The sequence below is a fragment of the Nitrospina gracilis 3/211 genome (assembly GCF_000341545.2).
In the GTDB taxonomy this organism is placed as follows: domain Bacteria; phylum Nitrospinota; class Nitrospinia; order Nitrospinales; family Nitrospinaceae; genus Nitrospina; species Nitrospina gracilis.
Genome location: NZ_HG422173.1, coordinates 771,830 through 784,558, shown reverse-complemented (window position 1 = coordinate 784,558; position 12,729 = coordinate 771,830). Strand labels below are relative to the sequence as shown.

Annotated in this window: 14 protein-coding genes; 4 read left to right on the top strand and 10 right to left on the bottom strand. The window is 57.2% G+C overall.

Annotation, left to right across the window (positions count from 1 at the left end; genetic code table 11):
* Window positions 1-95 precede the first annotated feature (95 nt).
* The 3 genes from TX82_RS03645 (at window position 96) to TX82_RS03635 (ending at window position 1,717) form a co-directional block, all read left to right on the top strand.
* Window positions 96-368 (top strand): exodeoxyribonuclease VII small subunit, encoded by a 273-nt coding sequence (locus TX82_RS03645; RefSeq protein WP_005007101.1) that lies wholly within the window; start codon window positions 96-98, stop codon window positions 366-368.
* 63 nt (window positions 369-431) lie between these two features.
* Window positions 432-1,145: a TlyA family RNA methyltransferase gene (locus TX82_RS03640; protein ID WP_005007100.1), complete on the top strand. Its 714-nt coding sequence runs from the start codon at window positions 432-434 to the stop codon at window positions 1,143-1,145.
* A complete protein-coding gene (locus tag TX82_RS03635) occupies window positions 1,142-1,717 on the top strand; it encodes a dCTP deaminase (protein ID WP_005007097.1) in 576 nt (191 codons plus the stop codon). The genes TX82_RS03640 and TX82_RS03635 overlap by 4 nt, the downstream gene beginning before the upstream one ends.
* A 143-nt stretch (window positions 1,718-1,860) precedes the next feature.
* Here TX82_RS03635 and TX82_RS03630 read toward each other — a convergent pair whose 3' ends face one another.
* Window positions 1,861-2,217 carry a hypothetical protein gene (locus TX82_RS03630; RefSeq protein WP_005007092.1) on the bottom strand — a complete coding sequence of 119 codons (357 nt, stop codon included), beginning with the start codon at window positions 2,215-2,217 and terminating at the stop codon, window positions 1,861-1,863.
* A 234-nt stretch (window positions 2,218-2,451) separates the two neighbouring features.
* On the opposite strand from TX82_RS03630, the gene gpmA reads away from it, so the two are divergent.
* A complete protein-coding gene (gpmA, locus tag TX82_RS03625; RefSeq protein ID WP_005007090.1) occupies window positions 2,452-3,198 on the top strand; it encodes a 2,3-diphosphoglycerate-dependent phosphoglycerate mutase in 747 nt (248 codons plus the stop codon).
* A gap of 286 nt (window positions 3,199-3,484) precedes the next feature.
* On the opposite strand, the gene TX82_RS03620 is transcribed toward gpmA, so the two are convergent.
* The 9 genes from TX82_RS03620 to TX82_RS03580 all read right to left on the bottom strand — a co-directional run bounded on the left by TX82_RS03620 (window position 3,485) and on the right by TX82_RS03580 (window position 12,627).
* Window positions 3,485-4,285 carry a formylglycine-generating enzyme family protein gene (locus TX82_RS03620; RefSeq protein ID WP_237100578.1) on the bottom strand — a complete coding sequence of 267 codons (801 nt, stop codon included), beginning with the start codon at window positions 4,283-4,285 and terminating at the stop codon, window positions 3,485-3,487.
* 96 nt (window positions 4,286-4,381) lie between these two features.
* Window positions 4,382-6,145 carry a two-component system sensor histidine kinase NtrB gene (locus tag TX82_RS03615; protein ID WP_005007085.1) on the bottom strand — a complete coding sequence of 588 codons (1,764 nt, stop codon included), beginning with the start codon at window positions 6,143-6,145 and terminating at the stop codon, window positions 4,382-4,384.
* A 94-nt stretch (window positions 6,146-6,239) separates the two neighbouring features.
* Window positions 6,240-7,451 carry a type II secretion system F family protein gene (locus TX82_RS03610; protein WP_005007083.1) on the bottom strand — a complete coding sequence of 404 codons (1,212 nt, stop codon included), beginning with the start codon at window positions 7,449-7,451 and terminating at the stop codon, window positions 6,240-6,242.
* Between the two features lie 17 nt (window positions 7,452-7,468).
* Window positions 7,469-7,888: a cyclic nucleotide-binding domain-containing protein gene (locus tag TX82_RS03605; RefSeq protein WP_005007079.1), complete on the bottom strand. Its 420-nt coding sequence runs from the start codon at window positions 7,886-7,888 to the stop codon at window positions 7,469-7,471.
* 2 nt (window positions 7,889-7,890) lie between these two features.
* The gene (locus tag TX82_RS03600) at window positions 7,891-8,538 is read right to left on the bottom strand and encodes a zinc-ribbon domain-containing protein (protein WP_005007078.1); all 648 of its coding nucleotides are present in this window, start codon (window positions 8,536-8,538) and stop codon (window positions 7,891-7,893) included.
* Window positions 8,539-8,566: 28 nt separating this feature from the next.
* Window positions 8,567-9,763, bottom strand: coding sequence for a type IV pilus twitching motility protein PilT (locus TX82_RS03595; RefSeq protein ID WP_005007077.1), 1,197 nt, complete (start codon window positions 9,761-9,763; stop codon window positions 8,567-8,569).
* A gap of 22 nt (window positions 9,764-9,785) precedes the next feature.
* Window positions 9,786-10,859, bottom strand: coding sequence for a type IV pilus twitching motility protein PilT (locus TX82_RS03590; protein WP_005007074.1), 1,074 nt, complete (start codon window positions 10,857-10,859; stop codon window positions 9,786-9,788).
* A gap of 3 nt (window positions 10,860-10,862) precedes the next feature.
* A complete protein-coding gene (locus tag TX82_RS03585) occupies window positions 10,863-11,831 on the bottom strand; it encodes a helix-turn-helix domain-containing protein (RefSeq protein WP_005007073.1) in 969 nt (322 codons plus the stop codon).
* A gap of 1 nt (window position 11,832) precedes the next feature.
* On the bottom strand, window positions 11,833-12,627 hold the full coding sequence (locus TX82_RS03580) for a tetratricopeptide repeat protein (RefSeq protein ID WP_005007068.1): 795 nt from the start codon (window positions 12,625-12,627) through the stop codon (window positions 11,833-11,835).
* Window positions 12,628-12,729: the final 102 nt, after the last annotated feature.

Sequence of the window (12,729 nt, the reverse complement as noted above, 5' to 3'; positions counted from 1 at the left end):
TTCTCCCGCCAGGGGAGAACGGAACCCTAACGCCCCCTCTCCCTTGACCGGAGAGGGTTGGGGTGAGGGTGATTTCCTCTTTATGGAGTCCGTATATGGCGGAGATGAAGTTTGAAAAGGCGCTTCAGCGACTGGAGCAGATCGTCGCCGAGCTGGAAAAAGGCGAGCTGGACATCGACAAGTCGCTCCAGATTTTTGAAGAAGGCATCAAGATGTCGCGCATCTGTTCCAAGAAACTGCAGGAAGCGGAACAGAAGATCGAAAAGCTGACGCGCAACCAGAAAGGCGAACTGGTGGCGGAGCTGTTCGGCGGCGACGCGGCGATGGCTGATGACGACGAAGACGACGATGACGAAGAAGACGAATAAACTGCGGCTCGACCAGCTTCTGGTAAAAAAAAACTCGTCGCGTCGCGCGAACGCGCGCAGGCGGTGATCCTCGCCGGGCGCGTCAGGCTCGCGGACGAGGTGCTGGACAAACCCGGCAGGATGGTTGCGGAAGACGCCGCCCTCGTGGTGGAAGACCCCAACCCCTTCGTCAGCCGCGGCGGCGTGAAACTGTCGCATGCACTCGCGACGTTCAGCATCGATGTACAGGGTAAAACGGCGGCGGACATCGGCGCCTCCACCGGCGGTTTCACCGACTGCCTTCTGCAGAATGGCGCGAAGAGGGTTTACGCCTTCGATGTCGGATACGGTCAACTCGACTGGAAACTGCAATCGGATGAACGCGTGGTTTTGCGCGACCGCTTCAACGCGCGCCACCTGAAACTGGAAGACGTGGACAACGCGCCCGTGGACCTTGCGGTGATCGACGTGTCGTTCATCTCGCTCAAACTCATCCTGCCTCCAGTGTTCGCGGTGATGAAAGAAGAAGGCGACCTTGTCGCGCTGGTCAAACCGCAGTTCGAAGTCGGCAAGAGTGAGGTCGAGCACAAGGGCGTCATCCGCGATCCGGCCAAGCACGAAAAGGTGCTTCTCGATTTGACCGCGTTCGTGGCGGAGCAGGGCTGGGTGGCGTGCGGCCTCACCGCCTCACCCATCACGGGTCAAAAGGGCAACCGCGAATACCTTTTGCATTGCGTGGCTGGTGGTCGTGGCGGGGCCATTGAACATTCGCACATCACGAAAGAGATGCAGGCATGATATTGAGTGGCGACGACATCCACAAGGCCCTTGCCGACGGACGCATGATCATCGACCCCGCCCCGTCAAAAGCCAACATCGACACCACTTCCATCGACCTGCATCTCGGCGAGCCGCTGTGGATCTGGAAACCGGAGTACGAGCCGCACGGCGTCTCCGGCATCACGGTCAACCCGGAGCATTTCGACTACCGCCAGTTCAGCGACCAGTATTTGATTGAAGTGCCGAAGGATGAGAAAGGCTGCTACCGCATCGAACCAAAACGCATCTACCTCGGCTCCACCTACGAAAAAGTCGAGTTCCCGCCCGGATCGCGGCTGGCGGGTCGCGTCGAAGGCAAAAGCCGCATCGCCCGCCTCGGCCTCATGGTCCACATGACCGCGCCGATGATCCACTGCGGCACCGGCCTCGGCATCATCACCCTGGAGATGCTGAACCACGGCCCGTTCGTCATCGAGGCCAAACCCGGCGAGACACGCATCTGCCAGCTCGTGCTCGAGGAAGTGACGAGCGATCCCGGCGCCGACCGCTCCGGCCGTCAGTTCCACAAACAAAAAGACGCCAAAGGCTGACCGCCAGGTTGCACCTGGAGGCAATAGGGCTACTGCCCGATGGTCACGGCGATGACCTGCGGGCGCGGACTGCGTCCGATGCAGAAGGCTATAGCCAAGTGAACGCTGCGAAGGTCTGTGGGCGCATTCCGAATGCAATCGGGTTAGAACTCATCCCTGTAAACGGTGAAGGCGTCTTTGGGATAGACGAGGTGGGTCTCGCCCCATTGATGGGCGCTGTGGAGGTCCCAGTCGGACTCGTCCTCCAGCCCCTTCAGGCGCAGACCGCCGGTGCCGCCGTAGATGAGGAGGGCCACGCCATCGCCCGACTCTTCTACGCGACAGGCGTACGCCGGGCAGGGCGCATTGGCCTCCGCGTCCCATCCGGTCACCTGCACCGGCTGGTCCGACCCGTTCACGGTGTACTTGATGGCGTACACCTCGCGCGGGGTTTCCATCTCGCGGTACATCATGCTGAACGGCTGATCCACATTGCCGCACGGCTCGACTTCGAGGAACATAAAATGTGCCTCCTTCTTCGTCGCTTTGCAAGGACTCGCCATTTTTCGGGCGATGCGGTACAATCGGGCCTTTCCTGATTTTACTGCGGGCCCGGCCCGCCGGACTGAGTCCGGTGACAACAGGATAAATTCAGAATTGCGCCCACGGACCATCGCCGTGACCACCGGGCAGTAGCCATTTTGCGGCGGGCCATGCCCGTTATCCATCATATAACCCTTTTCAAGGATTTGCGAATGCATAAGCTGGTTTTGATGCGCCACGGCCAGAGCAGTTGGAACCTGGAGAACCGCTTCACCGGCTGGACCGACGTGGACCTCACCGAGCAGGGCCGCGAGGAAGCCCGGCAGGGGGGTCAGCTCATCCGCGAGGCCGGGCTGACGTTCGACGTGGCCTACACCTCTGTTTTGAAACGCGCCATCCGCACGTTGTGGATCGCGCTCGACGAACTGGATTTAATGTGGATCCCCGTCCACCGCTCCTGGCGGCTGAACGAACGCCACTACGGAAATTTACAGGGATTGAACAAAGCCGAAACCGCGGAGAAGCACGGCGACGACCAGGTGAAGATCTGGCGGCGCAGTTACGACATCCCGCCGCCTCCCCTGCCCGACGGCGACGAGCGCCTGCCGCACAACGATCCGCGCTACGCCGGGGTCGATGCCGCCGACCTGCCGAAGACCGAGGCGCTGAAACACACGGTGGACCGCTTCCTGCCGTACTGGAACGACACCATCGTGCCCGAGATCAAAGCCAACAAGCGCGTGCTCATCTGCGCCCACGGCAACAGCCTGCGCGCGCTGGTGAAGCATCTCGACGCCATCAGCGAAACCGACATCGTGGAGCTCAACATCCCGACGGGCATTCCGCTGGTGTACGAACTGGACGAGAATTTGAAACCGATCAAGAGTTATTATCTGGGCGACCCCGAAGCCGCGAAGAAGGCGGCCGAAGCCGTGGCCAAACAGGCCGGCGGGAAATGATAATGAGGAAGAGCCATCGGTAACCTCCCCTCAATCTCCTTCTGGAGAAGGAGGGGAGGCAATCCGTCTCAAACCATCGAGAGTCTTCACGGCGTGAAAGATGCCGGTGGAAGAATCCCCCTGGCCTCTTTCACAAGGGGGAAGCGGCTTCCCTCCGCCATCCATCGTTCGCCCGACACTCATCAACAAACACGCGCTTTGAGCCGTGGCCTCGTTTCCTCAGGCGTCGCCAGCGCCCACGGACCATCGTTCGCCCACCGGGCAGTAGCCATTTATCTCCGGTGATTCACCGGGCGCAGCGAAATCCCTGCCAGACTTTGAAGACGTGTGGTTCTTCGTTGAAGCGGTAGGTGGTGCGCAGGTAGTAGGCTTTGAAGTACCAGTTGCCGCCACGCAGAACACGCGAATCCCCGCTGTCGGGTCCGGTGGGATTTTTTTCCGGCGAGTGTTCGTAGTAAGCCGGACCATACCAGTCGCCGACCCACTCCCACACATTGCCCGCCATGTGGTGCAGTCCGTAGGGCGAGCGGCCCGCCGGCATGGCGTCCACCGGTTCCATCACTTTGAATCCCAGATCAGCGAACGAGCGGCGAAAGGTGACACGGTCGTTGGTGGGGAATGCATCTCCCCATGGAAACAGGAGGGCATCGGTGCCGCGTGCGGCTTTTTCCCATTCCGCTTCCGTCGGCAGGCGCTTGCGCACCCAGCGGCAGTAGGCATCCGCCCCATACCACGACACCCGGTTGACGGGATACCGCTCCAATCCCGGCCGCGCGCGGTAGCGTCCGTCCACCCTCTCCACCGTCACCGCTTTGCCCAGTTCGATGAAGCGGTCCGCCTTTTCCGGATGTGCGTTCAAAAATTCCGCGAACTGGTGCGCCGTCACCTCGTAAAGGTCCATGGCATAAGTATCGAGATGCACCTTATGCACGGGTTGCTCGTCGGTATCGCCCCAGCCCTGAGGGTTGTCGATGTCGAGGCCCATGGTGAAGGGTCCCGCCGGAATGACCACCATGTCGGTGATGTCGATTTCCTTTGGCGCGGAAGCGCAGGCGGCCAGGAGCAGACACAGGCACATAGCGATCATTCTCCTGACGCCACGCCACATGGAATAAGAGAACGGTGCCGGACGGACGGAAAACTTTTCCGCAAAATTTGAAACGTGTGTCATGAAACAGGGGATTCAGTTCGGGGACAGGGTTTGCGACCGCTTTTCCTCTATCGGTGTGCGGGTGCCTACAATCGAACGCTCCTGGGGAAGGAAAATTTCGAACCGGGTGCCTTTCCCCACTTCGCTTTCCACACCAATGTGCCCTCCGAATCGCTGGACGATCTTGGTCACCGTCGCAAGGCCCAGTCCCACGCCTTCTTCCCGCGTGGTGAAGAAAGGGTCGAATATCTGCTTGCGTTTGTCCGGTGGGATACCGCGCCCCTGGTCCTGTACGACCAGAAGGACGCCCTTCCGCTCGGTTTGGAAATCGCGATGCCGGTGGCCCTGGACCTCCCGAAGTTCCAGCAGTATGGTCCCGTTCTTGTCCATGGCCTGGATGCCGTTGATGCACAGGTTCCACACCATCTGCTTGATCTGGTCTTCCTCGCTTTGAATGACAATGTGTTTCGACGGCACATTCAACGCAATTTCGATGGAGCAGTCATATTCATTACTGTTCTTGAGAAGCAGGACCACGTCCTGCAGCAGTTGCGTGAGATCGATCACCGTGGCCTTGGACTTGCGCGGCTGCGAGTATGACAGAAAGTCCTTGACGATGGAGTTCAGCCGGTCAGTTTCCTTGATGACAATGTCCATGAGCCGTTTGTACTGGTCCTCCACCTGCAACGAATCGCGAAGCACCTGGATGGAACCGCTGAGTGACGCCAGCGGGTTGCGGATTTCGTGTGCCAAGCCGGCGGAAAACCGTCCCACCGCCGCCAGCTGTTCCGATTGCAGGATCTTTTCCTCCATTTTGCGCATTTCCGTCAGGTCTTCCAGCACCACGATGTAGCCTTCCGACTTGAAGCCGTCCTTGAACGGGTCCATGCTGGGCCGGATGAGCGAGCTGATCTTCATGATAACCAAAATGGTCTCTCCGTCCTTGCGCTGGAATTCCCCTTCCAGCGTTACCGGCAACTGCACCGACTGGCGGTCGAGGAAAAACGACCTCAATGCCGGCACCGGAAGCAAATCGTACGCCATGCGGCCCAGACTGTGGTCGGCATTGCACCCGGTAATCTGTTCGCAGGCGGTGTTAACGGAGGTGACGCGTCCTTCATGGTTGGTGGTGAGCAGGCCGTTGACCATGTTCTGCACCACGTTCTTATGAAATTCCTGGAGCTTTTTCAGGTCAAGGCTTTTGGAGCGCAGTTCGTCGTTGATGATGCGCAGGCGGTGGTTGAGGATGCTGCTCAGGTAGGCCACCGAATAAAACGAGGCCAGGTTCAGGGCAATTATGTAAAAGCCGTACGCACCCTGGTACGAAATATTGGATTTCTGGAAAAAGTAAATCGGGCGGATCACATTGAAGTATTCCAGGTCCACGAGGAGACCGTAGATGATGCTCGCCCCCGAGGCCGCCAGGTACACCGCCGCCCGCGGCAACATGACACTGGTGGCGATGATGACAAACAGGAAGACGAAAGAGAGCGGACTTTCAATTCCACCGGTGGTGTAGATCAACCCGCCGACGGTGGCGAGGTCGCCCAGCACCTGCGCCCAGGCTACCCAGGTGAGCGGCATCTTGAGCCGCAGCATCAAGGCATAAATAATGCAGAGGAAATAAGCGCTTCCCAGCACGATGCTGAGGGGCATGATGGGGGTTTCGTAACGGGCGTTGTGCTCGAAGGCGATGGCGAGGGCGACGAACCCGGTCAGGAATACGACCCGGAACACCATGATCGTCTTGACCCGGAGAAGGAGTTCTTTATCAGGATAATCCTGGGTCTTAAACATGGTCTCCTCAATGTCGTCGGGCCCCGGCGAGAGCGAACCCGGTTTGCCCCTTCAGTCGACTTTTGCGGGTGCAGGGGAGTGCACCGGACACCGATTAGAAGTTTTCGCCCATCTTGAATATGGGCAGGTACATGGCGACAACAATGAAACCGACCACGGAACCGAGAAACACCATGAGCATCGGTTCGAGCAGTGCCGTCAGGCCTTCCACCGCCGTATCCACTTCTTCATCGTAAAAGTCTGCGATCTTGATCAGCATGCCATCCAGCGCACCGGCGGATTCACCGACGTCGATCATCTGTATGACCATGGGCGGGAATACATCTTCCCTCGACAGGGGTGCCGCGATGGTTTCACCTTCCTTGATGGATTCGATGGTGTTGAGGATGGCCCGCTCGACGATCTTGTTGCCGGAGGTGCGGGCGCAGATATCCATCGCGTCGATCAGGGGCACACCGCTGGAAAGCAGGGTACCGAGGGTACGGGTGAACTTGGCCACGGAAACCTTGCGGATGAGCATGCCGAACACGGGCAGTTTGAGGGCGATCCGGTCGATTTCCACCTTCCCCTTCTCGGTGGCGTACACGCGCTTGAAAATCATGGCGAACAGGATCGGTCCGCCGATGATCACGTACCACTGGTTCTGGAAAAAGTTACTGACCATCATGACGATCGCCGTGGGCCCGGGAAGCTCGCCACCACTGCCTTCGAACATGGTGGCGAAAGCGGGGATGACGAAGATCATCAGGAAAGCCACGACCACAAACGCGACGGTGACGATGGCACCGGGATACACCATTGCGGACTTCACTTTTTTCTTGAGCGCGAGGGATTTTTCGATGTACGCGGCCAGGCGCGACAGGATGGTGTCCAGAATACCGCCGGCCTCGCCCGCTTCCACCAGGTTGCAGTACAAGGCATCCCACACCTTGGGATGGCGACGCATGGAGTCAGACAGGTTGGCGCCCTGCTCGATGCCGTTCTTGACGTCCATGATGATGTTGCCAAAGGTCTGGTTGTCCGACTGCTTGCCGAGGATTTCCAGGCACTGCACCAGAGGCAGACCCGCATCCACCATCGTGGAGAACTGGCGGGTGAAGATAACGACGTCGCGCTCGGTGATTTTCTGCTTTTTCTTACCTCCCCCGCCGATCTCCAATGAAAAGAAGGAGGATTTGGCTTTGAGGCTGTCCACTCGGATGTTTTTCTGCTTCAGCTTGGCCCGGGCGCCCTGCTCGTTATCGGCTTCAATTTCGCCGGTCTGCGTTTTCCCTTTTACCGTCGTTTTGTAAGTAAAAGTTGGCATGGCTTTTTTCCGTCCCCTTATTGATTAATCGAAAAGGAGGAGATGACGCTGCGCGTTTTTTCCAGCTCCAGGCCGATGCGCGACAATTGTTCGCTGGTAAACCGCAACCGGTCCACAAGCGCTTTGACCACCAGGCGCACATCGTCCGGCAATTGTTCGACGAGGCGATTGAACTGTTCCTTTTCGATCACCCCGATGGTCACGTTGCCCACCGCCACCACGCTAGCGCTCCGGACTGTCTGGGAAATCAAACCCATTTCGCCGAACACGTCCCCTGCCTTGAGGGTGTTGATCAACACGCTTTTCTTGTCCACCTTCTTGGTGACGTTGACCTTGCCCTCGATGATGATGAATGCGTTGTTGCTGACAATTCCTTCCGAAACGATGATGTCTCCATCCGCGTACCGCTGAATTGTCGGAGTATCCTTGAGACTCATAATCACACTTTTCCAAGAACGTCCATAGTCTCGCGATAGATCCTATAGAAGATATCGTTGTCTGATATGCCTTTCCTCAATACCACGTCCAGCCGGTCCAGATCCTTTTCATTGATCACCTGGTTGACGCTGTAGGCGAATGCTTCCATGTTGTCCGTGGACTTGAATTCCTTCCCGATCAATGCGATGAAGGTTTTCCGCCGAAGGCTCATGGGCATGTTCAAAATATACTTGTAAAGGGCACTTTCTTCCAGACTTTCGCCTCCAAACTTTTCGTGAAACACGACCACATGATAGTGAAAGAACTTCAGTTTGTGCGCGCCGTGTTCCGGCGACTTGGCCGTTTCCAGTTTGTAACCCAGTTCGGTGAGCACGTCGGCGAAAGCATCGTAATTCATCGGGTCCATGATGAGCGCGACCTTGTCACCCTCTTCATAAATGGGAGGGGCCTCATCCTCTTCGAAGGCTTCGTCGGTCACCAGCATCATGGCTTCCATGCCCTCTTCTTCCTCATCCTCCTGCTTCAGGTGCTGATCGACGCGGTTCTTCGTTTTGCACGCCGGGCAGGTGAGGTTGAACGCCTTGTCTTTGGGGACCTTTTCATCCGGAATGTTGATCGTCTTGCTGCACTGGCTGCATGTGACCTGCATTCAGACTCTCCTTGGACGCATTGCCGCGTCACCTTCGCATTTTTTTCTTTTTGGCAAACCCGGTTTCCTGGTCGTAAGAATCGTCCAGGGCCAGCTCCTCGATGTCCGTCGTCTTCTCGCCCCTTTCGGACTTGATGGCGTCGATGCCGCGTGCCACAACGTTCCGCCGCGACGCATACGCGAGGGCGGTTTCCTGGGTGATGAGATCCTCTCGATACAACTTGATGATGTGCTGGTCGAAAGTCCACATGCCGTAGGCGTCGCCTTCGCGGATGATGTCGTAATAGGTCTTGCCCTCTTCCTCCCCATTCAGGATGGTGTCCTTCACGCGCATGTTGTTGTTCATGATTTCGAGAAGCGCAATTCGCCCGCCGCCCGCTTTCGGAACCAGACGCTGACTGATGACCCAGCGCACGGTATCCGCGAGCCGGATGCGGATCTGCTGTTCCTCTTCCTGCGAAAACATGCCGACGATGCGGTTGATGGTCTGCCCCGCGTCGACCGTGTGCAGGGTGCTCATGACAAGGTGACCCGTCTCCGCGGCGCTCATGCCGATCTCCACGGTTTCGCGGTCGCGCATTTCACCCACCAGGATGACCTTAGGCGCCTGTCGAAGTGCCGCACGCAGGCCCGTGGCAAAGTTGTTGAAGTCGCCTCCCAACTCCCGCTGGTTGAACGTGGACTTCAGGTGCGGATGCACGAATTCCACCGGATCCTCCAGCGTGATGATGTGCACCGACTTGTCATGATTGATCTTGTTGAGCAGTGCTGCAAGCGTGGTGGATTTACCGGAACCGGTGGCACCGGTGACCAGCACCATTCCGTTTTTCTCTTCCGCCGCATTGGCAAATTGCGGCGGCAGTTTCAAATCCTCGATCGACGGAATCCGCGTTTCCAGTTTACGCAGGACGATGCTGTAGTTGCCGCGCTGGGAGAAAATGTTGACGCGGAACCGCGCCTTGCCGGGAATGTAATACGAACAGTCGCAGGAGCCCTCGCGCAGAAGGATTTCGTTCAACCGCCGGTCGGCACCGATGAGGTTCAGCGCGAAGATCTCAGCCTGGAACGCCGTGATCTTCGGTATCGGCGGGTGCATGGGCACTTCCGTCAACTGGCCGGAGTTTTCCACCTGGAACGGTTTGCCCACGGTGATGTTGAGGTCGGAGATGTTTCCGAATGACTCCAGCATCGTTGTCAGAATGTGGTCGATTTCGGCTTTTCTCATGGTTGCACCCCTGCAACGTACTTTAAATGAATTCCGGTGGTGTCTTCAGGTACTGAACGAACCGCTCTTTGACAATCGATTTATCGTACGCGTCTTCAGGACTGATCTTTTTTGCCTGCAATGCTTCCAGAATGGCATCGTCCAAAGACTGCATTCCATATTTTTTTCCGGTCTGGATGACGGAGGGAATCTGGAACGTTTTGCCTTCACGAATCAGGTTCGAGGTCGCGGGCGTCACCACCAGCACTTCCAGCACCGCCAGGCGCCCTTTCTTGTCGACGCGCTTGAACAGGTTCTGCGCGATGACGCCTTTCAAACTTTCGGAAAGCGTGGTGCGGATCTGCGCCTGCTGGTTGGCCGGAAAAACGTCGATGACGCGGTCGACCGTCTTCGCCGCGCTCTGGGTATGCAGGGTACCGAACACGAGATGACCCGTGGAAGCGGCTTCCAGTGCCAGCTCGATGGTTTCCAGATCGCGCATCTCACCGACCAGGATGATATCCGGGTCTTCGCGCAACGCGCCTTTCAAGGCGGCTTTGAAACTTTTCGTGTGCACGCCCACCTCACGGTGGTTCACCACACAACTCGCGCTTTTGTGTACGAACTCGACGGGGTCTTCGACCGTGATGATGTGCGCTTTCTTGTTCTTGTTGACGTAGTCCATCATCGCCGCAAGGGTGGTGGACTTGCCGGAACCGGTGGGACCGGTCACCAGCACCATGCCCTTGTGCAGCATGGCCAGCTTGGTGAGAACCGACGGAAGGCCCAGCTGTTCCGCGGTCAGAATTTCACTGGGAATCTCACGAAAAACGGCGCCCACGCCCCATTTCTGCTGGAAGTAGTTGGCGCGGTAACGGGCGAGACCCGGCACCTCATAGGCGAAGTCGATGTCGCCGGTTTCTTCGAATACCTTGATTTTGTCTTCGGGCGCGATTTCGTAGAGGATCGCTTTCAGTTCGTCGTTTTCAAGAACCTTGTACTTCACGCGTTCCATGTCGCCATGAATACGCAGGACCGGCTGGGACCCGGCCACCAGGTGCAGGTCGGAAGCTCCCTGCTCGTTCATCAGTTTGAAGAAAGCATCGATTTTGGCCATAGGTCACTCTACCAGTTCGGCTTTGAATACGAAGTCGAGGACCACGTTCTGCGTCCCCGGCAGTTCAAACTTCTTTCCGTTCAACAAAAATTCCGACCCATTCCGGTTTCCGATATCCGCCACAATCCGGTTGTCCGCATGCAACACGATACGCTCGCCGGGTTGCAGAGTGAAATCTTTTTCTTTTTCCCCATCCACGATCATGTGGAACCAGGCTTTTTCGCTGGCGCGGATTTCCAGAGAAAAAGCACCGGAATGGCTTGAACCCGGTGTGTTCAATGAGCTTCGGTTTGTCGGAACTATTTGATCTTGCAGGCCGTTTATTATACCACCATTTTCCGATTCCGAAATCTTATTTTCCCCGGCTGCGGCTTCCAGGTCGTTCTTCGGACCGGTCATGGAGGTGGTTTTTGCCTCGGTGGTCTCCATTCCCGAGCCGGGTGGAGGAGGAGCCTCGCCACCCTGTGGTGGCGGACCGGGTTGCGGACCCGAGCCCATGGTCGATTCGGTTTCCGAACTGACCGGAGGTGGCATTTTCTGTGTCATTTCAGGTGGGGGGACGGTCGCTTCCGGCGCGGAGGGCAGGGAAGACTGGGAAATGACCCACACCAGCCAGCCTACCAGAACCAGTCCAACCACAAACCCCACCAGTTTCATCTGCGTCTGCCAGAATGATTTTTTCTGCTCACGCTGGACCGCTTCCTTCAACGACTGTTCACGCACTTCCCGCCGGCCCTTGCCAATGCGCTCCTCATAAGCGGTCAACAGTTCGTTCGCATCCACACCCAGCGCTTCCCCATAACCGCGGATGTACCCTTTGATAAACACCTCCGCCGGAAGGTCGTCATAACGGTCTTCTTCCAGGGCTTCCAGGTGGCGCGTGGGAATGCGGGTGGAGTTGGCGATGTCGTTCAGGGTGACGCTCCGCAACTCCCGCTGGTGTTTAAGATATTGGCCGAAACTGTCTTCCATACTATTTCTTGGGCGAAACCTTCATGCGGTTCAACATGGATTTGGCTGTGCGGGCGTTCTCACTCAACGGCTGGAGATTGATCGCCTCCTGAAGGTGGGGACGGGCGCGCAGGTAATCCCCTTCGTCAAACAGCAGCTGACCCAGTTCAAAGTGCGCGCGGGCGGATTCCGGATTCAACTCCACCGCCTTCTGAAAACTTTTGTAGGCCAGTTCGTACTGCTCTGCCTTCTTGTAGGCAAGAGCCAGGTTGATTCGAATCTGGTCGCTGTCCTTGATGTCCAGCGCCATTTGCCAGGCGCGTTCCGCCTCATTGTACTGCCCGTTTCTGTAATAACTGAAAGCCAGCCAGTTGTAGAGCTGTTGCGGGTTCAGCACCTTCTTCGCGTCCAGTGATTTTTTCAGGTGCACAATGGCACGGTCCCATTTCTCCGTTTCCATGTACAACCGCCCCAAATACTGGTACGCCTGCATGTATTCGGAATCCAGCCTGATGGCTCGCAGGAAGGATTTTTCAGCACGTGGATACTGCCGGTCCTTAAAGTACGCCGCACCCAGGGCAACGCGGTAAAACGGGTCGTTGGGAACCTCCTTGATGATCTCGATCAGCTCCTGATAATACTTGTCCCGCATGTTGAGGGTGTTGTATTTCTGCGCGTCGTTGTATCGTTTGCGGGCATCCAGTTTTTCCCGTGGCGTGATCGAGGAGGCACATCCCGCAAACCCGATTATGAAAACCAGCGCAAGCGCTCCAAACCAACCCGCCCTTGACCGAGGAACCGGAACTGAATCTGTCATGATGTTCTATGGTTAAATGGTTGAATTTTTTAGAATTAGTAAATTATAACAAAAGGCGGGGCGTTGCACAACAAGGGAAGCGGACGGACCTGAAATCCCGTT

What these genes read in the sequence shown, in the direction of transcription:
- TX82_RS03645 (WP_005007101.1), top strand. Translation starts at nt 96, where the DNA reads ATGGCGGAGATGAAGTTTGAAAAGGCGCTTCAGCGACTGGAGCAGATC.
- TX82_RS03635 (WP_005007097.1), top strand. Translation starts at nt 1,142, where the DNA reads ATGATATTGAGTGGCGACGACATCCACAAGGCCCTTGCCGACGGACGC.
- TX82_RS03630 (WP_005007092.1), bottom strand. Translation starts at nt 2,217, where the DNA reads ATGTTCCTCGAAGTCGAGCCGTGCGGCAATGTGGATCAGCCGTTCAGC.
- gpmA (WP_005007090.1), top strand. Translation starts at nt 2,452, where the DNA reads ATGCATAAGCTGGTTTTGATGCGCCACGGCCAGAGCAGTTGGAACCTG.
- TX82_RS03620 (WP_237100578.1), bottom strand. Translation starts at nt 4,285, where the DNA reads ATGATCGCTATGTGCCTGTGTCTGCTCCTGGCCGCCTGCGCTTCCGCG.
- TX82_RS03615 (WP_005007085.1), bottom strand. Translation starts at nt 6,145, where the DNA reads ATGTTTAAGACCCAGGATTATCCTGATAAAGAACTCCTTCTCCGGGTC.
- TX82_RS03610 (WP_005007083.1), bottom strand. Translation starts at nt 7,451, where the DNA reads ATGCCAACTTTTACTTACAAAACGACGGTAAAAGGGAAAACGCAGACC.
- TX82_RS03605 (WP_005007079.1), bottom strand. Translation starts at nt 7,888, where the DNA reads ATGAGTCTCAAGGATACTCCGACAATTCAGCGGTACGCGGATGGAGAC.
- TX82_RS03600 (WP_005007078.1), bottom strand. Translation starts at nt 8,538, where the DNA reads ATGCAGGTCACATGCAGCCAGTGCAGCAAGACGATCAACATTCCGGAT.
- TX82_RS03595 (WP_005007077.1), bottom strand. Translation starts at nt 9,763, where the DNA reads ATGAGAAAAGCCGAAATCGACCACATTCTGACAACGATGCTGGAGTCA.
- TX82_RS03590 (WP_005007074.1), bottom strand. Translation starts at nt 10,859, where the DNA reads ATGGCCAAAATCGATGCTTTCTTCAAACTGATGAACGAGCAGGGAGCT.
- TX82_RS03585 (WP_005007073.1), bottom strand. Translation starts at nt 11,831, where the DNA reads ATGGAAGACAGTTTCGGCCAATATCTTAAACACCAGCGGGAGTTGCGG.
- TX82_RS03580 (WP_005007068.1), bottom strand. Translation starts at nt 12,627, where the DNA reads ATGACAGATTCAGTTCCGGTTCCTCGGTCAAGGGCGGGTTGGTTTGGA.